Origin of the sequence: Streptomyces sp. SUK 48, assembly GCF_009650765.1 — a bacterium.
GTDB lineage: Bacteria > Actinomycetota > Actinomycetes > Streptomycetales > Streptomycetaceae > Streptomyces.
The window spans coordinates 3,247,728-3,266,989 of sequence record NZ_CP045740.1; the positions used below are offsets into that span (position 1 = coordinate 3,247,728).

17 protein-coding genes are annotated in these 19,262 nt (G+C 71.5%); 5 read left to right on the top strand and 12 right to left on the bottom strand.

Annotated elements, in window-relative coordinates:
* Positions 1 to 51: 51 nt before the first annotated feature.
* The gene (locus tag GHR20_RS13715) at positions 52 to 726 is read right to left on the bottom strand and encodes a response regulator transcription factor (RefSeq protein ID WP_187279317.1); all 675 of its coding nucleotides are present in this window, start codon (positions 724 to 726) and stop codon (positions 52 to 54) included.
* A gap of 391 nt (positions 727 to 1,117) precedes the next feature.
* Between GHR20_RS13715 and GHR20_RS13720 the strand changes: the two genes are divergently transcribed.
* A complete protein-coding gene (locus tag GHR20_RS13720; RefSeq protein ID WP_243878017.1) occupies positions 1,118 to 1,987 on the top strand; it encodes an AfsR/SARP family transcriptional regulator in 870 nt (289 codons plus the stop codon).
* A 94-nt stretch (positions 1,988 to 2,081) separates the two neighbouring features.
* Here the strand turns inward: GHR20_RS13720 and GHR20_RS13725 are convergent, their stop codons facing one another.
* The 5 genes from GHR20_RS13725 to rfbB form a co-directional block, all read right to left on the bottom strand.
* On the bottom strand, positions 2,082 to 3,071 hold the full coding sequence (locus tag GHR20_RS13725; RefSeq protein ID WP_243878018.1) for a Gfo/Idh/MocA family oxidoreductase: 990 nt from the start codon (positions 3,069 to 3,071) through the stop codon (positions 2,082 to 2,084).
* A complete protein-coding gene (locus GHR20_RS13730; protein WP_153813326.1) occupies positions 3,064 to 4,200 on the bottom strand; it encodes a nucleotide disphospho-sugar-binding domain-containing protein in 1,137 nt (378 codons plus the stop codon). Before GHR20_RS13730 ends, GHR20_RS13725 begins: the two co-directional genes overlap by 8 nt.
* 81 nt (positions 4,201 to 4,281) lie before the next feature.
* Entirely contained in the window at positions 4,282 to 5,217 is a 936-nt protein-coding gene (locus GHR20_RS13735; protein ID WP_243878019.1) for an NAD-dependent epimerase/dehydratase, read from the bottom strand.
* A gap of 10 nt (positions 5,218 to 5,227) precedes the next feature.
* Positions 5,228 to 6,595: an NDP-hexose 2,3-dehydratase family protein gene (locus GHR20_RS13740; protein ID WP_153813328.1), complete on the bottom strand. Its 1,368-nt coding sequence runs from the start codon at positions 6,593 to 6,595 to the stop codon at positions 5,228 to 5,230.
* Positions 6,592 to 7,563 carry a dTDP-glucose 4,6-dehydratase gene (gene rfbB, locus GHR20_RS13745; RefSeq protein ID WP_111586524.1) on the bottom strand — a complete coding sequence of 324 codons (972 nt, stop codon included), beginning with the start codon at positions 7,561 to 7,563 and terminating at the stop codon, positions 6,592 to 6,594. Before rfbB ends, GHR20_RS13740 begins: the two co-directional genes overlap by 4 nt.
* A gap of 139 nt (positions 7,564 to 7,702) precedes the next feature.
* On the opposite strand from rfbB, the gene rfbC reads away from it, so the two are divergent.
* Positions 7,703 to 8,305 (top strand): dTDP-4-dehydrorhamnose 3,5-epimerase, encoded by a 603-nt coding sequence (rfbC, locus tag GHR20_RS13750; protein WP_153815969.1) that lies wholly within the window; start codon positions 7,703 to 7,705, stop codon positions 8,303 to 8,305.
* A 66-nt stretch (positions 8,306 to 8,371) separates the two neighbouring features.
* On the opposite strand, the gene GHR20_RS13755 is transcribed toward rfbC, so the two are convergent.
* The 3 genes from GHR20_RS13755 to GHR20_RS13765 form a co-directional block, all read right to left on the bottom strand.
* Positions 8,372 to 9,400, bottom strand: a complete 1,029-nt coding sequence (locus GHR20_RS13755) for a ketoacyl-ACP synthase III family protein (protein WP_153813329.1) — start codon at positions 9,398 to 9,400, stop codon at positions 8,372 to 8,374.
* A 122-nt stretch (positions 9,401 to 9,522) separates the two neighbouring features.
* Entirely contained in the window at positions 9,523 to 10,542 is a 1,020-nt protein-coding gene (locus GHR20_RS13760; RefSeq protein ID WP_153813330.1) for a ketoacyl-ACP synthase III family protein, read from the bottom strand.
* A gap of 75 nt (positions 10,543 to 10,617) precedes the next feature.
* A complete protein-coding gene (locus tag GHR20_RS13765; protein ID WP_153813331.1) occupies positions 10,618 to 11,274 on the bottom strand; it encodes a TetR/AcrR family transcriptional regulator in 657 nt (218 codons plus the stop codon).
* A 91-nt stretch (positions 11,275 to 11,365) separates the two neighbouring features.
* On the opposite strand from GHR20_RS13765, the gene GHR20_RS13770 reads away from it, so the two are divergent.
* A complete protein-coding gene (locus tag GHR20_RS13770; RefSeq protein WP_202440045.1) occupies positions 11,366 to 12,958 on the top strand; it encodes an MFS transporter in 1,593 nt (530 codons plus the stop codon).
* A gap of 66 nt (positions 12,959 to 13,024) precedes the next feature.
* Here GHR20_RS13770 and GHR20_RS13775 read toward each other — a convergent pair whose 3' ends face one another.
* Complete coding sequence (locus tag GHR20_RS13775) at positions 13,025 to 14,146, bottom strand: nucleotide disphospho-sugar-binding domain-containing protein (RefSeq protein ID WP_243878020.1); 1,122 nt, start codon at positions 14,144 to 14,146, stop codon at positions 13,025 to 13,027.
* A gap of 261 nt (positions 14,147 to 14,407) precedes the next feature.
* Between GHR20_RS13775 and GHR20_RS13780 the strand changes: the two genes are divergently transcribed.
* A complete protein-coding gene (locus tag GHR20_RS13780) occupies positions 14,408 to 15,433 on the top strand; it encodes a class I SAM-dependent methyltransferase (protein WP_153813333.1) in 1,026 nt (341 codons plus the stop codon).
* A gap of 86 nt (positions 15,434 to 15,519) precedes the next feature.
* Positions 15,520 to 16,446 (top strand): aromatase/cyclase, encoded by a 927-nt coding sequence (locus GHR20_RS13785; protein ID WP_153813334.1) that lies wholly within the window; start codon positions 15,520 to 15,522, stop codon positions 16,444 to 16,446.
* A 78-nt stretch (positions 16,447 to 16,524) separates the two neighbouring features.
* Here the strand turns inward: GHR20_RS13785 and GHR20_RS13790 are convergent, their stop codons facing one another.
* Both GHR20_RS13790 and GHR20_RS13795 read right to left on the bottom strand, forming a co-directional pair.
* Positions 16,525 to 17,532, bottom strand: a complete 1,008-nt coding sequence (locus GHR20_RS13790; RefSeq protein ID WP_153813335.1) for a methyltransferase — start codon at positions 17,530 to 17,532, stop codon at positions 16,525 to 16,527.
* 71 nt (positions 17,533 to 17,603) lie between these two features.
* Complete coding sequence (locus tag GHR20_RS13795; protein WP_208446848.1) at positions 17,604 to 19,103, bottom strand: FAD-dependent oxidoreductase; 1,500 nt, start codon at positions 19,101 to 19,103, stop codon at positions 17,604 to 17,606.
* Positions 19,104 to 19,262 lie beyond the last annotated feature (159 nt).

Consider the following 19,262-nt stretch of genomic DNA (forward strand, 5'->3'; position numbering starts at 1 on the left):
AGGGGCGTGAACGGCCGTACGGTGTCCGGCCGTTCACGCCCCGCACACCGGTCATCTCGCCGGGGCGGTGCCTCCGTCGACGAGCTGGTGCCCGTCGATGAGACGGGCCGCGGCCGCCTTGTTCACCGCGTCGATGCGCGACACCGCATGGAGCTTGGTGAACACATTACTGAGATGCCTTTTCACGGTCCCCTCGGCGATTTGGAGCTCACGCCCGATCTGGGCATTCGTCATGGCCTGTGCGACCAGAGCCACGATTTCCCGCTCGCGCTCCGACAGGACCATCGGGTGATCATCTCCGGCGGCTTCTCCCGAAGACCGCTCCTGGGTCGAGTGGAGTTCATAGAAGTGCGCCATGGAGACGACCGACACGAGATACCGAAAGGGGACCGCCTTGGAAAGGTAGGCCCGCACTCCGAGACGTACCAGCCTTTGTCTGACCGACGAATCGTCGTCATACCCCAGAACCACCACCTGCCCCCGCGGCATGGCATCGAGCAGAATCGCGATATGCCGTTCCGTCTGGCGGGTTACGCGCTCGACGCCGACTAATACCACGTCCGGCAGCGTCTGCGGAAGAACCTTGAGGGCCTCTATCAGATTCTCGCATTGGGCCACGATCTCCACACCCGACTCACAGCCAAGAATGGAAATCAATCCGGCCAGGTAAACACTTCCCCCTTCGAGGAGAAGCAGGCGTATCGGGGCATTTCCGTCAGATTTCACACTGCCGACACTTGACACTTGGCCACCCCCGTGACGTGCCGCAAGTCAACCCAGATTCAAAAAGATGACGTCACGCTTACCAAAACTTTGCCGTCTCTTCAGGAAGTGGGTCAGGAACTCTTACCATGGGGATCTAGTCTCGCCGATCCCATCGGGACGATACCGCTACCACGACCGACTTGGCACGCGTACGTCACACTTGGCACCGCATGCCGATCAGAATGGGCGAACTCGAGACGCTCCAGGCCCCCGGGACCGGGACGCTACATCCTTCGACACACACCCCCTTGTCTTTCCCGTAGGCGGCGAACAAGAGTGTCCCCCGGAGGCCATATCTCCGCGAAACCATCGAGAGTTCGGGGGCTCAATGGAATTCAAGGTACTGGGACCCATGAGGATCGCGCACGAGGACCTTGTGTGCACCCCCACGGCACCCAAGACCCGGCGCACACTGGCCCTTCTATTGTTCCGCGCAAACCAGGTGGTGGACACTGCGGCGGTCATCGACGAACTGTGGAGCGAGAATCCTCCGCCCAGTTCGATGACAACCATGCAGACGTACATTTACCAACTGCGGAAACTCTTCACCCGTGTGCTCGGCGAGAACGCCTCGGAGCGGCTTCTGGTGAGCCAGTCACCCGGCTACTGCCTGCACGTCGAGCAGGGCGAGCTGGACTCACAGGTTTTCGAGCGCCTGGTGGCAAAGGGACGGAAACAACTCGCGGGCGGGTACCTGGAGGAGGCGTCCCGCACGCTCCGCGAGGCCCTGTCCCTGTGGCGCGGGCGCACCCTCGCCGACGTGTGCAGCGGCCGGCTGCTCGAAGGGCACATCGTGCACCTGGAGGAACTGCGCATCACCACCCTGGAGTTGTGCTGCCAGGTGGATCTGGAACTCGGGGCGCACCGTGAACTGATTCCCGAACTCCGCTCGCTGGTGGTCGACTATCCGCTCAACGAGTGGTTCCACGCCCAGCTCATCATGGCCCTCCAGGAGGTCGGCCGGCGTGGTGAGGCGCTCCAGGCGTACCAGTCGCTCTGGAAGGTGCTGGACCGTGAGCTCGGTATCCGGCCCTCCGAGCGGTTGCAGCGCCTTCAGCGCGACCTGCTGAACGGCGACACCTCGGACGGCGCGTGGCCGGTCCGGTCGTCCCCGGCCGGCGGGGCCCTGCTCACCCGCCCGCACCCGGAGCTGCGGACGCCCGCCCTGGCGCACAGCGGGTCCCTGTCCTCGCCGCCCGTCGGGCAGGCACACCGGCCCTGAGGACCTGCCGGACAGCCGATACCCGGCGCCGCGGACCCGAGCGGTCCCGCGGCGCCGGTTGCGTATGACCTCGTTCGGTCCGCAGGGCGCGTGCTCAGGAGTGGTTCGCGGCGGCCCGGTCCACCGCGTCGGCCAGCTCGGCCTGACACAGGATGTCCTCGCCGTGCGGTACCGGGTCGCCGCCGCCGAGGATCGTACGGGCGAACGCGCCGGCGATCCGCGTGAACTGGCGCGCGGGCTCGAGTCCGATCTCCCGCACACCGCTGCGCCGTTCGATCCGGACCACCGGACGGTGCTCGTCGGGCGTGCTGTAGGCCCGCTCCAGGCGGAGCTGCCCCTCGCTGCCGTACAGCGCGTACCCGCTGCGGTAGGAGTGGTCGACGCCGTAGGCGAGGTGCGCCGTTGCGCCCTGCTCCGAGACCAGCAGGGCCGACCCGGCGATGGCCGGCCCGCCCCGCTCCGCCCGGCGCAGCTCGGCGCCCCGGACCCGCAGACCGTCCCCGAGGAACAGCCGCGCGGCCCGCAGCGGATAGGCCGCCACCTCCGGCACGGTGCTGGCGTACCGGGGCGGGGCGCCGGCCTCCGCGGGCAGCCGGGGAATGGTGAAATACCCTTCGAACAGGCGGAGTTCACCGATGGCGCCCTCGGCGACGAGCCTGGCCACGGCGGCGTGCTGGGGGTGGTGGAGGAACATGAAGCTCTCCATCAGCAGCAGCCGTCGCTCCCTGGCCGCGGCGACCGCCCTCGCGGCCTCGGCGAGGCCGGTGGCGAAGGGCTTCTCGCACAGGACGTGCTTGCCCGCCTCCAGGGCCCGGATCGTCCACCGCGCGTGCAGCTGGGGTGGCAGCGGCAGATAGACGGCGTCGACGTCGGGGCGCTCCAGGAGCCGTTCGTAGCCCTCGACCGGTGCGCCGCCGAACCGGGCGGCGAAGCCCTTGGCCCGGTCGCCGTCCCGGCTGGCGATGGCCGTGATCTCGATCAGCGGCTCGTGCGCCATCGAGGGGAGCATGCGGCGCTCGGCGATGCTCGCGCAGCCCAGCACCCCGACCCGCAGCCGGTCTGCGCCGCCCGGAAGGTCAGCCACGGCCGTCCCCTCCCCCGGCGACCATGGCACCGAGCCGGGCGGCGATCTCCCCCGGCGAGGGCAGCGCGGCCACCTCGGCGCGCACCTCGGCGGCCGCCCGCCGGATCGCGTCGTCCTTGAGCCAGCGGCGGAAGAGTTCGGGCTCGATGGCGTCGGCGTCCGCGAAGATCCCGGCGCCACGCCGGCCGATCGCCGCGGCCGCCGCGTAGTGGCCGATCCCGCCCGCGAAGACGAGCTGGGGCAGCCCCAGCGCCAGCGAGGTCAGGGAGGTCCCGCCCCCGCCGTGGTGGATCACGGCCGTGCACCGCGGCAGCAGGTCCGACAGCGGAATCCAGCCCGCCGCACGGACGTTGGACGGCAGCGTCCCGTACTTGGACAGGTCGTAGCCGCTGATCGCCAGCACGAAGTCGGCGTCCACCTCGCCGGCCGCCGTGATGATCCGCTCGACCGGGCCGATCTCACCCCAGGTGAGCCCCATGGTGACCGCGACGGTCGGCCGCTGCTTGGGCGCCGTGAGCCAGTCGGGCAGCTCGGCGCCGCCGCTGTAGCAGAGGTTGCGCATGGCCCAGCCGTACTGGCCCTCGGGCTCCACGCTGGGCGGCGTGATGTGGAGGGCGACCGGGTCGGCGGGCAGCCCGGCGACGCCGAACCGTTCGAAGGTGTCGGTCATGTACGAGGCGATGCGCTCGCGCTGCCCGCGCGAGCTCTCCAGGTACACATCGTGCTGGACCGCCGGGATGCCCAGCAGCGCCGCGCACATCGCGCCCGCGGTCGCACTGGAGTCGTGCACGATCAGGTCCGGCCGCCAGCGCCGGGCGGCCTCGACCAGGCCGGGTGCCAGTTCGCCGTTGGCCGTGCCGAAGATCTCGGCGATGGTGTCGGCCTCGGCCGGGCTGGTGGCGCGGGACTCGTAGAGGCCCTGGTGGCGTCGGAAGAGCGGCATGAACATCGGACGGATGTCGAAGCCCGGTGCGATGTCCACCATGGAGAGTCCGGCCTCGGTCACCACGGTGCCCTCGCCGGCCGACGCGAAGAGCACGTCGTGGCCGGCGGCGCGCAGCGCCCAGGCCAGCGGGACCAGTGGGAGTGTGTGGGCGCGGATCGGGGCGGTGTGGAACAGCACCCTCATGGAACGTCCCTCCTCGGATGCGTGGTGGAGTGCGGCGTGCTGGTTGGTGCGGGGCGGTGGCGGTGCGCGGCAGGGGTCGCGTCAGAGGCGGCCGGAGCGGCGGACGCGGTCGTGCCAGTCGTCGCTCAGCGCGCCTTCCAGGGGGCGCTGCGCCTTCCAGCCCAGGTGCAGCCTCGCGGGTTCCGGGTCGATGGCGAGCCAGTCGCCGCCCGCGCCGGGGGAAACCGGTCCACCGACGTCCGGTGCCCGTTCCTCCAGCCTGGTCGGCACCCCGCTGACGGCTATCAGCCGGCGGACCAGTCGGCGCACGGGCACCGTGCTGCCGCTGCCGATATTGACGGCCCGCCCGCCGACCGTGGCATGGGCGGCGGCCAGTACGGCATCGCCCGCGTCCCTGATGTCGATGTAGTCGCGTTCGGCCCGCAGGGGTGCGAGCACCAGTTCGGCCTCACGGCTCTCCGCGCGCGCGGCGAGGAGTTCCTCCAGGACCCGGCCGAGCAGACTGGCCGGGGCGGTACCGGGACCCGCGACGTTCACGAGCCGTACGACGACCGCGTCGAGGCGGCCGGCGCGCGCGGCCTCGAGCACGGCCGTGGAGGCCGCCAGTTTGATCTCCCCGTACGGACCGGCCGGCCGCGGCTCGGTGTGCTCGCCGATCGGCACGCCGGGCGCGGTCGGCCCGTACTCCATGACCGTTCCCACCTGGACGAACCGGGGCCGGAAGGGGAGAGAGGCGAGCGCGGTCAGCACCCGCTCGGCGAGCTTGAGGAGCGAGGTGCGCATCACCTCCTCGCTGCTGCCCCACGGCCGGCCGGCCGCGTTGACCACGACGGCGGGCCGCTCGGCGCGCAGGGTCTCGGCGATCCGCTCCACCGGCTCGGCGGTCAGGTCGAGCGGCACGAAACGGGCGTACGGCAGCCGTTTGCCGGGGTCCCGCGCCACGGTGACCACGTCATAGCCCTCGGCCGCGAACGAGGCGCTGACGTGCCGCCCCACCCAACCGGTGCCGCCGAGCACCACTACGGTCCTACGCCCGCCGTGTGTCATGAGCCTTTTCCCCTTCCGAGCCGCGCAGTCCGGCCAGCAGGGTCCGGGCCTGGATGTTCACGTAGTTCGAGTGCCTCAGCAGGGAGCTGAGCTGCCGGACCGTCACCCACAGGTAGCCGGGCTCCTCCTCGACCGGGAAGTCCTCACCCATCTCGACCACGCGGTAGCGGGCGTCCGCGTGGTGGAAGCGTCCGCCCTCCTCCGACTGGACGGAGTCGTAGAGGACGCGTCCGGCGCCCGGTTCGAGGACCGACTCGAGCCGGCGGGGGCGCTGCGCCTTTGGCAGCGCGCGGGCGTGACCCGGCAGGCACTGCACGGTGGGTGCCAGTTCGGCGACCTCGAGCCCGCCGGCCTCCGTCTTGACCTGGGCCAGCAGATGGCGCACGCCGTCGATGTCCCGGGCGACGAAGGCCGCGAGGCCCTGCTCGACGGGGGCCAGCAGCGGCTGGGTCCACTGGGCGACCTCGCGGTTCGCGGCGCGTACGGCGGCCGCGACGATCGTGAAGTGCCGGCCGTCCTCGTGGCCGATCTCGTCGTCCTTGCGGTACCAGCGCTCGACGTGGGCGAGCGGGACGCTGCGCTGCCGCAGCTCGCGCACCGACCTGATCTCGGTCAGCAGGCTCAGCAGCTCTTCGTCGGCATGGTACGAGCGCGGCTCGTGCGCGAGGAGCGGGATGGTCGACAGGACGGTTCGCGCGTCCATGTTGACCACGTTGTCCCGCATGAGCAGCCGGTGGATCTGGCCGATGGTGAGCCAGCGGAAGTCCTCGTGCTCGGGGACGTCGCCGACGGCCTCGACCACCATGTTGCGGTTGCGCTTGCGCAGGAACCACGAGCCCTGTTCGGACTGGAGGGAGTCGTGGACCACCCGTCCGCGCCGCGGTGGCTTGAAGTACTCGAGGTAGCGGACCGGGGCGCCGCGGTGCACCCCGGTGTAGTTGCTGCGGGTCGCCTGGACCGTGGGCGACAGCTGCACGGTGTCCAGGTTGCCCGGTTCCATCTTGGCCTGCATCAGGCAGTGCAGCACCCCGTCGAACTCCTTGACGAGGATGCCCAGGATGCCGATCTCGGGCTGATTGATGATGGGCTGGGTCCAGGAGTGCTCCGTGCCCTCCCAGGCGGTGTCCACCCGCAGGCCCTCCACCGAGAAGAACCTCCCGCTCTCGTGCACCAGGTCACCGGTGTCGTCGCGGAAGTTCCAGCCGACCAGCTGCGAGAACGGTATGCGGTCGACCGCGTAGCGGTTGGTGCGGCGCTGCTCGGTGAACCAGGCGTCGAACTCGGCGTTGGGCGTCACCGCGCTGTCGGGGGTGCGCGCCGACCGCTCGAGCCGCTCGATGTCGCTCATCGCGCCGCCTCCAGCGACTTCCACCAGGCGGGATTCGCGCGGTACCACTCCACGACGCCGCTCAGCCCCTCCTCGAAGGACACCCGCGGGCGCCAGCCGAGTTCCGCCCGGATCTTGGCGTCGTCGATGGCGTACCGCAGGTCGTGCCCCTTGCGGTCCTCGACGTGCCGCACCCGGTCCCAGCCCGCGTCGCACAGCCCGAGCAGCAGCTCGGTCAGCCGCCGGTTGGTCAGCGCGGTGCCGCCGCCGATGTTGTAGACCTCGCCGGCCCGGCCCCCGGTCAGGACCAGGTGGACGGCGCGGCAGTGGTCCTCGACATGGATCCACTCCCGGACGTTGGTCCCGTCCCCGTACAGCGGCAGGGTCCCGCCCGTCAGCAGCCGTGTGACGAACAGCGGGACGAGTTTCTCCACATGCTGGTACGGCCCGTAGTTGTTGGAGCACCGGGTGATCCGCACGTCCAGCCCATGGGTGCGCCAGTAGGCGCGGGCCATCAGATCGCTGGACGCCTTCGAGGCGGCGTAGGGGGAGTTGGGCAGCAGCGGGCTGTCCTCGGTCCAGGAACCGCGGTCGATCGAGCCGTACACCTCGTCCGTGGAGACGTGTACGAAGCGGTCCACGCCGGCCGCCAGACAGGCGTCCAGCAGACTCTGGGTGCCGAGGACGTTCGTCCGCGCGAACGCGGCGGCGCCGCGCACCGACCGGTCCACGTGCGACTCGGCGGCGAAGTGCACGACCCAGTCGTGCCCGGGGACGACAGACCGCAGCAGCTCCGTGTCGGTGATGTCCCCGCGCACGAAATCGAGGCGCGGCCGTCCCAGGGGAAGGTTGTCGGTGTTGCCGGCGTAGGTGAGTGCGTCGAGGACGGTCACCTCGGCTTCCGCACAGCCGGGATACCCCCCGTCGAGCAAGGTGCGCACATAGGCGGAGCCGATGAATCCGGCTCCTCCGGTAACGAGGATTCTCATGCGCGGAACCTTGCTCGCGCCGGCTGGCTTACGGGTGGAGACGGGCTCGAGGCACCCCGCGCCCCGGACGGGCCGGGCGCCGGACTCCAACGGGCCTTGAGACCGGGGCCCTACCGTCCGGCGCATGGAGTCTCGCAGCATGGAAATCCGCAACCTGGCGCTGCCGGACGTCTTCCTCGTCACACCGAGGGGATTCCCGGACCGCCGAGGCACCTTCTACGAGTCGTTCCGCCAGGATCTGCTGTCCGAGGCCCTGGGCCGGAACTTCACCATCGCGCAGAGCAATCTGTCCGTCTCGCACCGCCGGGTACTGCGCGGTATCCACGGGGTGCGGGGGGAGTTCAGCCAGGCGAAGCTGGTGACCTGTCTGCGCGGCGCGGTCCTCGACATCGTGGTGGACCTCAGGGTCGGCTCGCCGACGTTCGGCCGCCACGAGGTGGTCTGGCTCGATCACCGCACCCTGACCAGCCTGTACATCGCCGAGGGGCTCGGGCACTCGTTCCTCGCGCTGGACGACGACACCGTCATGAACTACCACTGCTCCCAGCCCTACGTGGCCGACGCCGTGTACACCGTCAGCGCCCTCGACCCGGGGCTCGCGCTGCCCTGGGGCCTGACCGGGCCTGCGGTGATGTCCGAGAGCGACGAGGCCGCGCCCTCCGTGGAGGAAGCCGTCGCCAAGGACCTGCTCCCGACGTACGAGGAATGCCTCGAGCTGTACGGCCGGCCGGTCACGGCATGACACCGGTGCGTCCGGCCCGGCGGGCCGGACGCACCGCTGGGCCCCGCCGCGGGGGTGCGGCGGGGTTCAGACCCCGCGCGCCCAGTCGGGCCGCTCCAGGATCTCCAGCACGATGGCGACCGTGGCGAACCCGGCCGACCCGCCGAGCAGCAACACATGGTCCCCCGGGGCTAGTTGTCCGTCGAGCAGCAGCCGTTCGAGGGAGACCAGCTGATCGCTGACCCCGAGGTGCCCGGTCACCGCGCCGAGGTCGAAGCACGAGCGTTCCATCGGCAGCCCGAGCGGCGCCATCACGAACTGCTCCACGACGAACCGGGACATGTTGTGGAAGACGACCTTGGTGAGGTCGCCGATCCCGATGCCCGCCTCGGCCACCGACAGCCGGGTCAGCTCGGCGTGGTTGGCCGCCATCAGGGAGGCCGCTTCCACGGTCGACATCACGTTCTCGACGAAGTGGTCCAGGCGTCCCTGCTCGTCGATGCGGCCCGCGGACGGCGCGGGGAACAGCGATTCGGCTCCCCGCTGCATCATCTCCAGCTGCGGCAGCGTACGGGAGTTCACGGACCGGATCCTGGCGAAACCGCCTTCGGTGCCGAGCAGCGCGGCGCTGGCGCCGTCCCCGCCGATGAAGGAGTACGAGCCCCAGCGGTCGATCCACGGCCCGAAGACGTCGGCTCCCGTCAGCAGCACCGAGCGGTGCCGCGCCGCGCCGGTCAGCAGGCCGATGGTGAGTTCCATCGCGCTGAGCATCGCCGAGCACCCGGTGCGCAGCTCGGTCACGGGGGCACTGCCGCCCAGTTCGCGCAGCGTGTATCCGGCGAGCGACCAGCCTGCCGGTCCGGGCGGGAACACGCTGGAATGGATGAGCGCGTCGAGTTCCTTGGAGTCCGCCCCGGCGCGCCGCAGCGCCGTGCGCGCCGCCTCGACGGTCATGTCCGCCGGGGTGACGTCCTCGGCCACGGACGTCGCCGTCAGCCGGCACATCTCCACGGCGGCCGGATCGTACAGGCCCTGTTCGATGGCCCAGTCCACGCTGACACTCCGCGGCAGGCTGCTGCCCACGGAACGGACGTAGACGTCCTCCTGGATTTCCATTGATCGCCCCCGGTATTCGATTGCCCACGGCTGCGGGACGAGTCTGGGTCGGCCGTCTCGAGAGCCCGTCGAAGCCACGTCGGCTACGCGCACCGGCGGCGGGACGCGGGAAACGCGCGAGGTCAGAGCGAGGGCGTCTCGAGGATCTCGACGACAGCCGCCGTGACGCTGTAGCCCACGCCCACCCCGGTGACCAGCACTCGGTCGCCCGGGCCGAGCGCCTTGTCCTCGACGAGATGGTTGAGGGCGGCGAACTGGTCCCCCGCGCCCAGGTGTCCGACGCGCCGGCCGAACTCCCAGACGCTCTGCCTCTCGGTGAAGCCCAGCGCGTCGTAGTTCTCGCTACGGCCGTCGCCGCGGTGGACATGGGGGACGACGATCCGGTCGATGTCGGCGAGGGCGAGATTGGCGTCGGCGAGCGCCTCGTCGCGGGCCCGTGACATGGCGGCCGCCAGCCGTTCCCACGAGCCCTTCGACTCGGGGGCGCGGCTGTGGGTGATGAAGCGCTGGAGCACCGGCACGGGTGTCTGCTGCCCGGGTGCCAGGGTCAGCGGGCTGTCGGCCCGGCTCCAGGGTTCCAGCGAGGTGTCCGCGTGTGCGGCGCTGGACAGCAGCCGGGCGAAGCCGCCGGAGGTGGACAGCACCAGAGCGGTCCCGGCGTCGCCGTAGATCGTGTAGAACTGCGTCGCCCAGCGGTCGATCATGGGCGGGGCGAAGTGGTCCCCCGTGGTCAGCAGCGCGGTGGCCGCCGCGCCCGACTGGAGCTGCCCGGCGGCCAGGTGGAGGGCGGCGAGGCCGCCGTTGGAACGCTGTTGCACATCGACGGCGACGGCCCGGTGGCTGACGCTGCGTCCGGCGACGTAGGCCGCGGCGGGCCACCAGTCCAGCCCCTGGAACCAGGAGCTGGCATGCAGCACGAGGTCGTAGGCGGCCGGGTCGAGTCCCGCGCGCCGCACGGCGGTGCGCGCGGCACGGACCGCCATGTCGGCTCCGGCCTCGTCGTCGGCCACGGCGACCGACTCGTAGCCGAGCGCTTGGTGGTGCTCGCCGACGAGGCCGGCCGCGACCGCCTGCCGCAGCGGGGTCAGCGGCGGCAGCCAGACGCCGGTACCCGCGATACGGATGTCCTTGTCGTATTTCACCGGAGTCCTCCAACTCGCTCGCCGCTGGTGGACGCCACCCAACCAAGCGTCGTTCGAGCACTCCTGGACGGCAGTTCAAGCCATGGGACGCCCGAGTCCGTACCGGCCCAGCCCGTGTTCGAGCAGACCGAAGGCGCGTTCCGCCTCGGCCACGGCCTCCGGGTGAACCGTGTCGAGGCCGCGGCCGGCGAGCACCTGCTCGAGGTTGCGCGAGACGAGCGCCTGCTGCGCGGCGGTGATCTGCATCGCCGCGATCCTCGGCACGATCGCGGCCGGGTCCTCGCCGAGCCGGCCGGAGAGCGCGTCGGCGAGTTCGCTCTGGCTGCCCAGCCACTGGTCCACCAGCCGCAGCTTGAGGCTGGGCGTCTGCATGATCATGCGCTGGAAGGCGAGGAACCCCGGCTCGTCGCACAGGCCCGTGGAGGGGTTGCGGTCCGCCAGGCCGGCCAGGAAGTGCCGCAGCAGCGCCTTTAGCGGGGAGTCCTCCGGACCGCAGGCGCGGACGATCGCCGGCGCCTCGCCGAAGTGGTCGTCGATCCGGCACAGGACGAGGTCCTCCTTGGCCGGGAAGTGGTTGAAGACCGTCATGGAGGAGACCTCCGCGGCCTCGGCGATCTCCGCGACGGTGACGCTGTCGAAACTCCGCTCGAGAAAGAGCTTCACGGCCGCGTCCGAGATCGCCTCGCGCGTCCGCAGCTTCTTCCGTTCCCGCAGGCCAAGTCGCTCGCTCATGCCCGCACCCTACCGAGTTGGCCTGAGAGAGCAAAGCTTTATAGTCCACATATTCATTGAGTTACTAAAGTCAATGCCCTACGCTCGTGCCATGACACAGCTCGGACTCGATGGACAACCGTCCTCGGCGGACGCACAGCAAGGACCGCGGCCGATCTACGACGGCTCACGGATGCTCATGGGGAAGAACCAGGTGATGCTGGTGGCCCTGGCCTGCCTGGCCTCACTGCTGCTGGCCCTGCTCGACGTCAACATCGTCTCGGCGGTCTCGTGGAAGATGGTCGCCGACCTCGATCCCGTCCACGGGATCTCCCGGCTGCCCTGGCTCACCACCTGTTACGCCCTGGCGGACTGCATCGTGGTCCCGTTGTACGGAAAGCTGGCCGACGTCCACGGGCCCAAGCCCGTCTTCCTGTTCTCGCTCGGCACCTTCCTCGTCGGATCGTGCCTGTGCGGCGTCGCCCAGACCATGCCCCAGCTGATCGTGTTCCGCACGATTCAGGGCGTCGGCGCCGGCGGCCTCACCGCCGTCGCGCTGATCATCATGGGCGTGCTGTTCCGGTCCGACGCCGACGACCTCGAGGGCGCCACCTCGTCGAAGACGGCCTTCGGCGCCGTCATGTTCGGTGTGGGCCTGGCCCTGGGCCCGACCCTCGGCGGCTTCGTCTCGGACTCGCTGAACTGGCGCTGGGTCTTCTACATCAACCTGCCGTTCGGCATCGCCGCGTTCGTGATTGCCGCCACGATGCTGCGGCTGCCGCGGAACACCCAGCGGCGCAAGGTCGACTTCATCGGCGCCGCTCTGATCGCGGGCGCCGCGGCCGCCGCACTGCTGATCGCCGACTGGGGAGGCAAGAAGTACGCGTGGGACTCCCCGACCGTGCTCACGCTGTTCGTCGTGGGAGCGCTTCTGACGGGCGGCTTCGTCTGGCGCGTCGTCACCGCCGAGGAACCGCTCGTCTCGCTGGCGCTGCTGCGCAACCCCATGTTCCGCATCATGATGCCGATCTCCCTGATCGGCGGACTGGCCTTGGCCGGCGGGTTGTTCTACGTCGGCGGCTATCTGCAGATCGGCCGCGGCCTGAGCCCCGGCCGGGCCGGGCTGCTCACCCTGTGCATGGCCTGCGGTCTGATCCTCTCCGCACTCGTCGGACGCTGGATCATCAGGCTCTTCGGGAAGTTCAAGTACCTGCTCACCGCGTCGGGGATCATCCAGTCCTCCGTGCTCTTCTGCTTCAGCGGACTGGGCGACCACACCGACTTCGTCCTCATCGGGATCGGCATGGCGGTGATCGGGATCGCGCTGGGCCAGTCCCTCGGCCTCGCCCTGCTGTTCACGCAGAACAACGTCGAACTCGACGACCTCGGCATCGCCACCACCTCGCTGCGCTTCAGCCAGCAATTGGGCACCGCCTTCGGCTTCACGCTGTTCAGCACGGTCGTCACGCGTTTCCTCGCCGGGCACCTCACCGGCAGCGCGGGCGCCGCCAACGTCAACGGCGAGCTGGACACCGCGGTCCTCGCCAAGCTGGCCCCCGAGCAGCACACCTCCGCGGTCCACACCTTCGTCCAGGCCACCAACCTGGTGTTCTTCATCTCCGCCTTCCTGGTTCTCGTACCGTCCGTACTGTCCCTGTTCATCAAGGAGAAGTCCCAGCGGCAGCCGGCCGGTCCGGCCGCCTGAGCACGGCCCGGCGCCCGGACCCCCGCGAAGGCGCCGCCCACCGCGGCGGGTCCGGGCGCGGGCCGGTCAGTGCCCGGCTATGTCCTCGAGGTCGCGTGCGACGTCGGCGGGTGAGGGCAGTTCGAGCACCCGGTCACGCAGCGCGAGGGCGGTCTCCCGGTACCCGGGCTTGGCCAGCAGGGCGGTCAGCGCCTCGCGGATGACGGCCGGGTCGTTCTGGCTCGCCGCGTCCCCGAGCCGCACCGCGACGCCGGCCTCCTCCATCCGCCGGCACCGCACATGCTGGTCCATGATCTGGGGCAGCAGCAGATGCGGCCGCCCGCCCAGCACCGCCGTGAGTGTCGTACCGCCCCCGCCGTGGTGCACCACCGCGTCCGAGATCTCCAGCGCCTCCCGAAGGGGCAGCGGTTCGACCAGCCGCACATTCTCCGGCACCGGCCCGAGCGCCGGGTGCTGTTCGCGTTCCAGCGTCACCAGGGCCTCGACCCCGTCCAGGCCGTCGAAGGCGTCGACCACGTGGCGGATCAGGGTCATGCCGTTGAGCGACAGGATGGAACGGCCGAAGGAGACGCACACCCGGCGCCGGTCGCGGTCCGCCCGCCACACCCAGGAGGGCACCGTTCCCCCGCCGTTGAAGGCCACGGGACGGATCGGCCGCCCTGCCGGCTGGTCCGGCAGCGCCAGTTCCGCCGGGAACGGGTCCAGCAGTACGGCGGGATCGGGCAGCCCCGCCAGGCCGTGCCGGACCGCGCGCCCGTGCAGCAGCTTGCGGGCCAGCTCAAGGCCCGCGGCGGAGATGGGCTCCGGTCCCCACCGGTGGTGCACGGTGGGCACGCCGAGGACGCCCCCGATGATCAGGCCCGCGTACTCCAGCGGATCGGTGACGATCAGATCCGGCTTCCAGCGCCGCGCGAAGTCCAGGTAGGGGTCCAGCAGGTACTTCGCGTGGAACACCCAGGCGAGCGCGGCGGCCGTCCAGCCGCCGGGCGGCAGCTGAGCCAGCCCGATGTCGATCGGGCGCCGGCCCTCGGGCAGCCCCAGGAACAGTTCGTCGACGTCGAAGAGCACCCCTTCGCTGACGGTGGGCAATCCGGCGGACCGTGCCATGCCCACCACGTCCGGCTGTCCGAGGAACATGACGTCGTGTCCGGCGGAGCGCAGCGCCCACATCAGGGGCACGGCGGGCATGAAGTGGGTGGCTGACGGGCTCGAGATGGCGAGGACGCGCAACGGAACTCCCGGGTGTCGGCGACAAATTGCCTGCGGACGGCGCCGCAGACCCTCGCACTTCGGTGTCGCGCCCGGCTCGAGCCTGGCTGGGCCGACCGGCACGCCCCGGCCTCCCCGGCTGCCCTCGGCCCCCGTTGCCTCCAGGGCCTCCCCCCTGTTGTCCTCGGCCTCCCCGGCGACCTCGATTCCTCCTCGAACGCCGCGTGCCAGCATCCGCGCATGGCTGACACGAACGCGGAACTCACCCGCGAACGCCTCCTCGGGATGATGACCGGATTCAAGGCGACCTATCTGCTGCGGACCGCCCTCGAGCTGGGGATCTTCGACTGCTTCGCACACGGCCCCGCCGACGCGGGCCGGGTCGCCCACGCCGTCTCCGCCGACCCGCGTGCCGTCCGGCTGCTGCTGGACGCGCTGTGCGGGGCGGGCCTGCTGGAGCCGGCCGGTGACGCGTTCCGGCTGGTGCCGGGTGCCGAGCGGCTGCTGGTCACCTCCAGCAAGGAGTACTTCGGCGGCAACGTCAACGTCGCCGGCAGCCGCTGGGAGTGGGACATCATGCGCTCCCTCCCCGACGTCGTCCGCAAGGGCGGTCCGGTCGCCGACGCCGAAGCGGAGCGGCCCGGGCTTCCGTTCTGGACCGACTTCGCCACCCATCTCACCGGCCTCACCCGGGCCGGTGCCGCACACGTCGCCGATGTCCTGGAACCCTGGGCGGCCGGACGGGACGGACTGCGGGTACTGGACGTCGGCTGCGGGCACGGCCTGTTCGGGCTCACCCTCGCGGGCCGTCGGCCGGCGGGGCACGTGTGGTGCCAGGACTGGCCCGAGGTGCTCGAAGTGGCCGCGCGGCACGCCCGGCGGCAGGGGCTCGGGGACCGGGCCTCCTATCTGCCGGGCGACGCCTTCGAGGTGCCGCTCGACGGCCCGTACGACGTGATCGTGCTGGCCAACTTCCTGCTGATGTTCTCCTACGACCGGTGCGTCGGCCTGCTGCGCCGTCTCACCCCGGCCCTGGCCCCCGGGGGGCGCGTGGTCATCGCCGGCTTCACCACCGGCGACGCCGACCCGCGCCAGGAGTACCACGCGCAGATGCTCGGCCTGCTGATGCTGGCGACCACCGAGGGCGGCGAAACGCACTCCGCTCACGCCTACGCGTCGATGCTCGCCGAGGCCGGCCTGACGTCCGTGCGGACGCACCCGCACGACCGCCTTCCCGTGCGGGTGGTCGAGGGCGAGCACCCCTGAGCCGGGCACCGGTGGCCCTCCGTCCCGTTCCTGTTCACCGCAGACCGGATTCCCTCTCTTCCCCAGACCGAAAGGCACCCGCGCCCATGTCCGCATCCGCGTCCACTCCCGCCACCCGGCCACCGGGCCGGCTCGCCCACCGCATCACCGTCATGGCGCCCCCGGAGGTGGTGTACGACCTCGTCGCCGACAACGCGCACACCCCGCGGCTCTCCCCCACCGTCGTGCACATCGAGCGTCTGGAGGGCGACAGCCATCACGATGTGATCCAGCGGTGGGTCATCGACGGCGGCACGCCTCGCACCTGGCAGGTGGCGCGCACCCTCGACGCGGACGCCGGCCGGATCTCCTTCGACCAGCTCGCCGCCGCTCCTCCGGTGGCCTCCATGCACGGCGAGTGGTCGATCCGGGCCGGTGCCGACGGCGGTACGGACGTGGAACTGAGCCATGCCTGGACCCTCACCGTCAACGACGCGGAGGCCGCGGAGCAGATGGTGCGGCGCATGGACACGGGGATCGGCAAGCAGCTGCGCGGGCTGAAACGGTTCGCGGAACAGCTGGACGCCCTCACGGAGCACGAGTTCACGCAGGAGACCTCGGTGTTCGTGCCGGCCTCGCCGCTCGAGGCCGTCGACGCCCTGTGGGGCCCGGCCCACCGGCCCGGGAGACTGTCCGGTTCCGCGTCGGCGACCGTGGTGGCCGAGGCCGAGCGCTGCCGGTCCGTCGACCTGCGCACGGCGCCGGGCGGGCCCGCGCTGCGACGCTGCTATGTGCGCCCCGTGGACACCGTGATCGTGTGGAAGCAGACCGAGGGGCTGCCCGCGTACTGCCGTTCGGTACGCGGTGAGGTCCGCGCGCGGCCCGCGGCGGGCGGCAGCACGGTGAGCGTGCGCCGGACCGACAGCCTCGTGCCCGACGCGCTCGCCGGCCTGCCGGCCGCGGCCGTCGCCGAACGGCTCGCCGAGGTGCGTACCGGTGCGGGGGTGGACCCCTTCGCCGGCTCGCACGGCTGAGCGGGCCGTGCGGCGACGGACACGGGAAACGAGGGGGCGGGCACCCGGTGCGGTGCCCGCCCCCTCCCGCGCGTCCGGTCAGGACGTGGCCACGAACTCCAGCAGGCTGTGCGGTTCTTCGACGGGGGCCACCGACTTCACCGTCAGTCCCACGGCCGTGCCCATGGCCTCCAGGTCCGCCGCGGTGCGGGCCCGGCCGCCCGTGGTGACCAGCATCAGCAGGTCCATGTCGGTCGTCGAACTGCGCGCGGACGCCGGGTCGACGAGCGACTCGAGGACCAGCACCCGGCCCGTGGCACCGGCCGCCTCGGCGCACCGGCCGAGGATCCGGGCCGCCCGGTCGTCGTCCCAGTCGTGCAGCACACCGGAGAGCAGATAGACGTCGGCCCCCGGGGGCAGTTCGTCGAAGAAGCTCTGGGCGACGGTTCCCGCCCGCTCGCCGAGGCCGGCCGCGGCGAACCGCTCGTCCGCCGACGCCGCGGGCCCGGGCCGGTCCACGACCGTGCCGCGCAGGTGCGGGTGCGCCGTGAGCAGTGCGGCGAGCAGCGTCCCGTTGCCGCCGCCGACGTCCACCACCCGCCCGGCCGAGGACCAGTCGAACGTCCCGGCCAGGCCGGGCGCCTTGGCCGCGGCACCCGCCGCCATCTGCTCGTCGAAGGTCCGCGACAGCTCGGGGTCCTGGTCGAGCGCCTCCCAGGTGTCGTTCGGGCGCGCCGCCGGGGGCCTGCCGGTGCGCACCGACTCCAGGAGGTCGGTGAGAGCCAGGTCCACGCGGCCGATGGCGCTCTCCAGGTCGAGCCAACTGCGCGCGTCACCCGAGCCCTGGGTGCACAGTTCCTTGCCGATGTCGGTGAGAGCGTAGGTGTCGGGCGAGGTCTCGGCGAAGACGCCGACGGCGACGAGGTGACGCATGACGCGGCGCAGTGCCGAGACGTCCGCGCCGGTCCGCTCCGCGAGCGCGGCCAGGCCGTCGGTGCCGTCGGCGATGCGGTCGGCGATGCGGAGAGTGGCGGCCACCCTGATCGTCATCGGTGTCGTCAGGTCGGCCATGTCCTGCAGCCGGGATGCCCAAGGGGCGTCGGTCATCGGTACTTTCCCTCCGGATCTGGGTTTACGGGGCTTCGGGGCTTCGAGGGCTTCGAGGCACGGTCGTACGGTCATGCGCCCGTCAGGCGTGCCAGTGCCGCGTGCAGCTCGGACCGGACCCGCTCGGCGGGCAGACCGGTGTCGGCGGCCCAGGCGACATAGCCGTCCGGGCGGATCAACAGCTGTGTGAGACCGGCGAGTTGGGGGCTGGTCGCCCGCACCACGTCGAGGCGGGCGGAGGCGGACACGGTCGCGGTGTCGCCTTCGTCCAGCCGTAGCAGCACCGGCCTGCCCCCGTGCAGGAGCTCGGCCAGCCTGTACTGCTTGTCCCCGAGCGTCAGCACGGCCTCGGGCGCCCATCCGCCGGCCAGGGGGTGCGGGTCCGCCGTGCCGGTGTCGTAGCGGATGTCCGCGGCGGAGATCTTCTCCGCGAGGTACCGGTTCACCTCGCCGAAGCCGATCAGGTCGCTGAACATGGCGCGCAGGGCGTCCACGCGCGGCGCCGGGTCGAGCAGGGCCAGCTGGGCGCGGGTGTGGTTCAGTACGGCGTCGGCGACCGGCCGGCGTTCGCTCTCGAAGGTGTCGAGCAGGGCGTCCGAGGCACGGCCCGTGACGTGCGCGGCGAGTTTCCAGCCCAGGTTGACCGCGTCCTGCAACCCGATGTTCAGCCCCTGGCCGCCGACCGGGTAGTGGATGTGCGCGGCGTCGCCGGCGAGCAGGACCCGGCCCGCGCGGTAGACGTCGGCCAGCAGGGCGGCATCTCCGTAGCGAGCACCCGCCTCGAGCCCCGCCATGGGGATGTCCCGGCCGTGGATGCGCGCCACGGTCCGGGCGAGCTCGTCCAGGGTGACAGGAGCCGTACGGTCGGCGGGCGGCCCGGTGAATTCGATGGCCACCACCCGGCTGCGCCCCTGCCCCGGGTGCACGGCGATCACCGTGCAGCCGCGCGCGGTGCGGTGCCAGCCGGCCGGAGCGTTCGCGGGATCGCCCAGGAACACCTCTCCGGCCGTCGTCGAGGCGATCGCGTCCGTTCCGAAGAAGCCGATGCCCGCGCCGCGGCGTACGGCACTGCGAGCGCCGTCGCAGCCGACGACGAAGGCCGCGCTCACCCGGGAGCCGTCGGCCGTGCGCACCACGACGCCCTCGGTGTCCTGCTCGACCCCGACGACCTCGGCGCCGCGACGGACCTCCACCCCGAGTTCGGCCGCCCGCTCGCCGAGAATCCGCGCGGTCACCGCCTGCGGCACGAAGACGGCGCCCGGCAGCCCGCCACCGGGCACCGGGAAGTCCAGGCCGGTGATGCCCGCGAAGTGTCCCTTGGGCAGCGCCCGTCTGTCCTGGCTGCGGCCCGCGCCCCCGTTCATCTCCCGTTCGGCCGCCGTGAACCGGTCGAGCAGTCCGCGGCGGTCCAGCGTGGGAATCGTCCGGCCGTGCAGCACCTGGGCCCGTGAGTCGCCGGCCGGCTCCGTGCCCCGTTCGAGCACGGTGACCTGTGCCCCGCCCAACGCCAGCTCAGCCGCGGTCATCAGGCCCACGGGCCCCGCGCCCACCACCACCACGTCCGTACCCATGGGTCTCCTTTCCCGTGACGGCCGGGGCCGTCGGCCGCTCTCCGACACCGGCAGCGTGCCGGTGCGACGTCAACGGTGGCTGGAGAGCGCCTCGAACGGCCTCGGGCGCCGCGCTCGCTCCGTGCTCAACCGGCGCCTGCCAGGGTCGGCCGCGGCGTA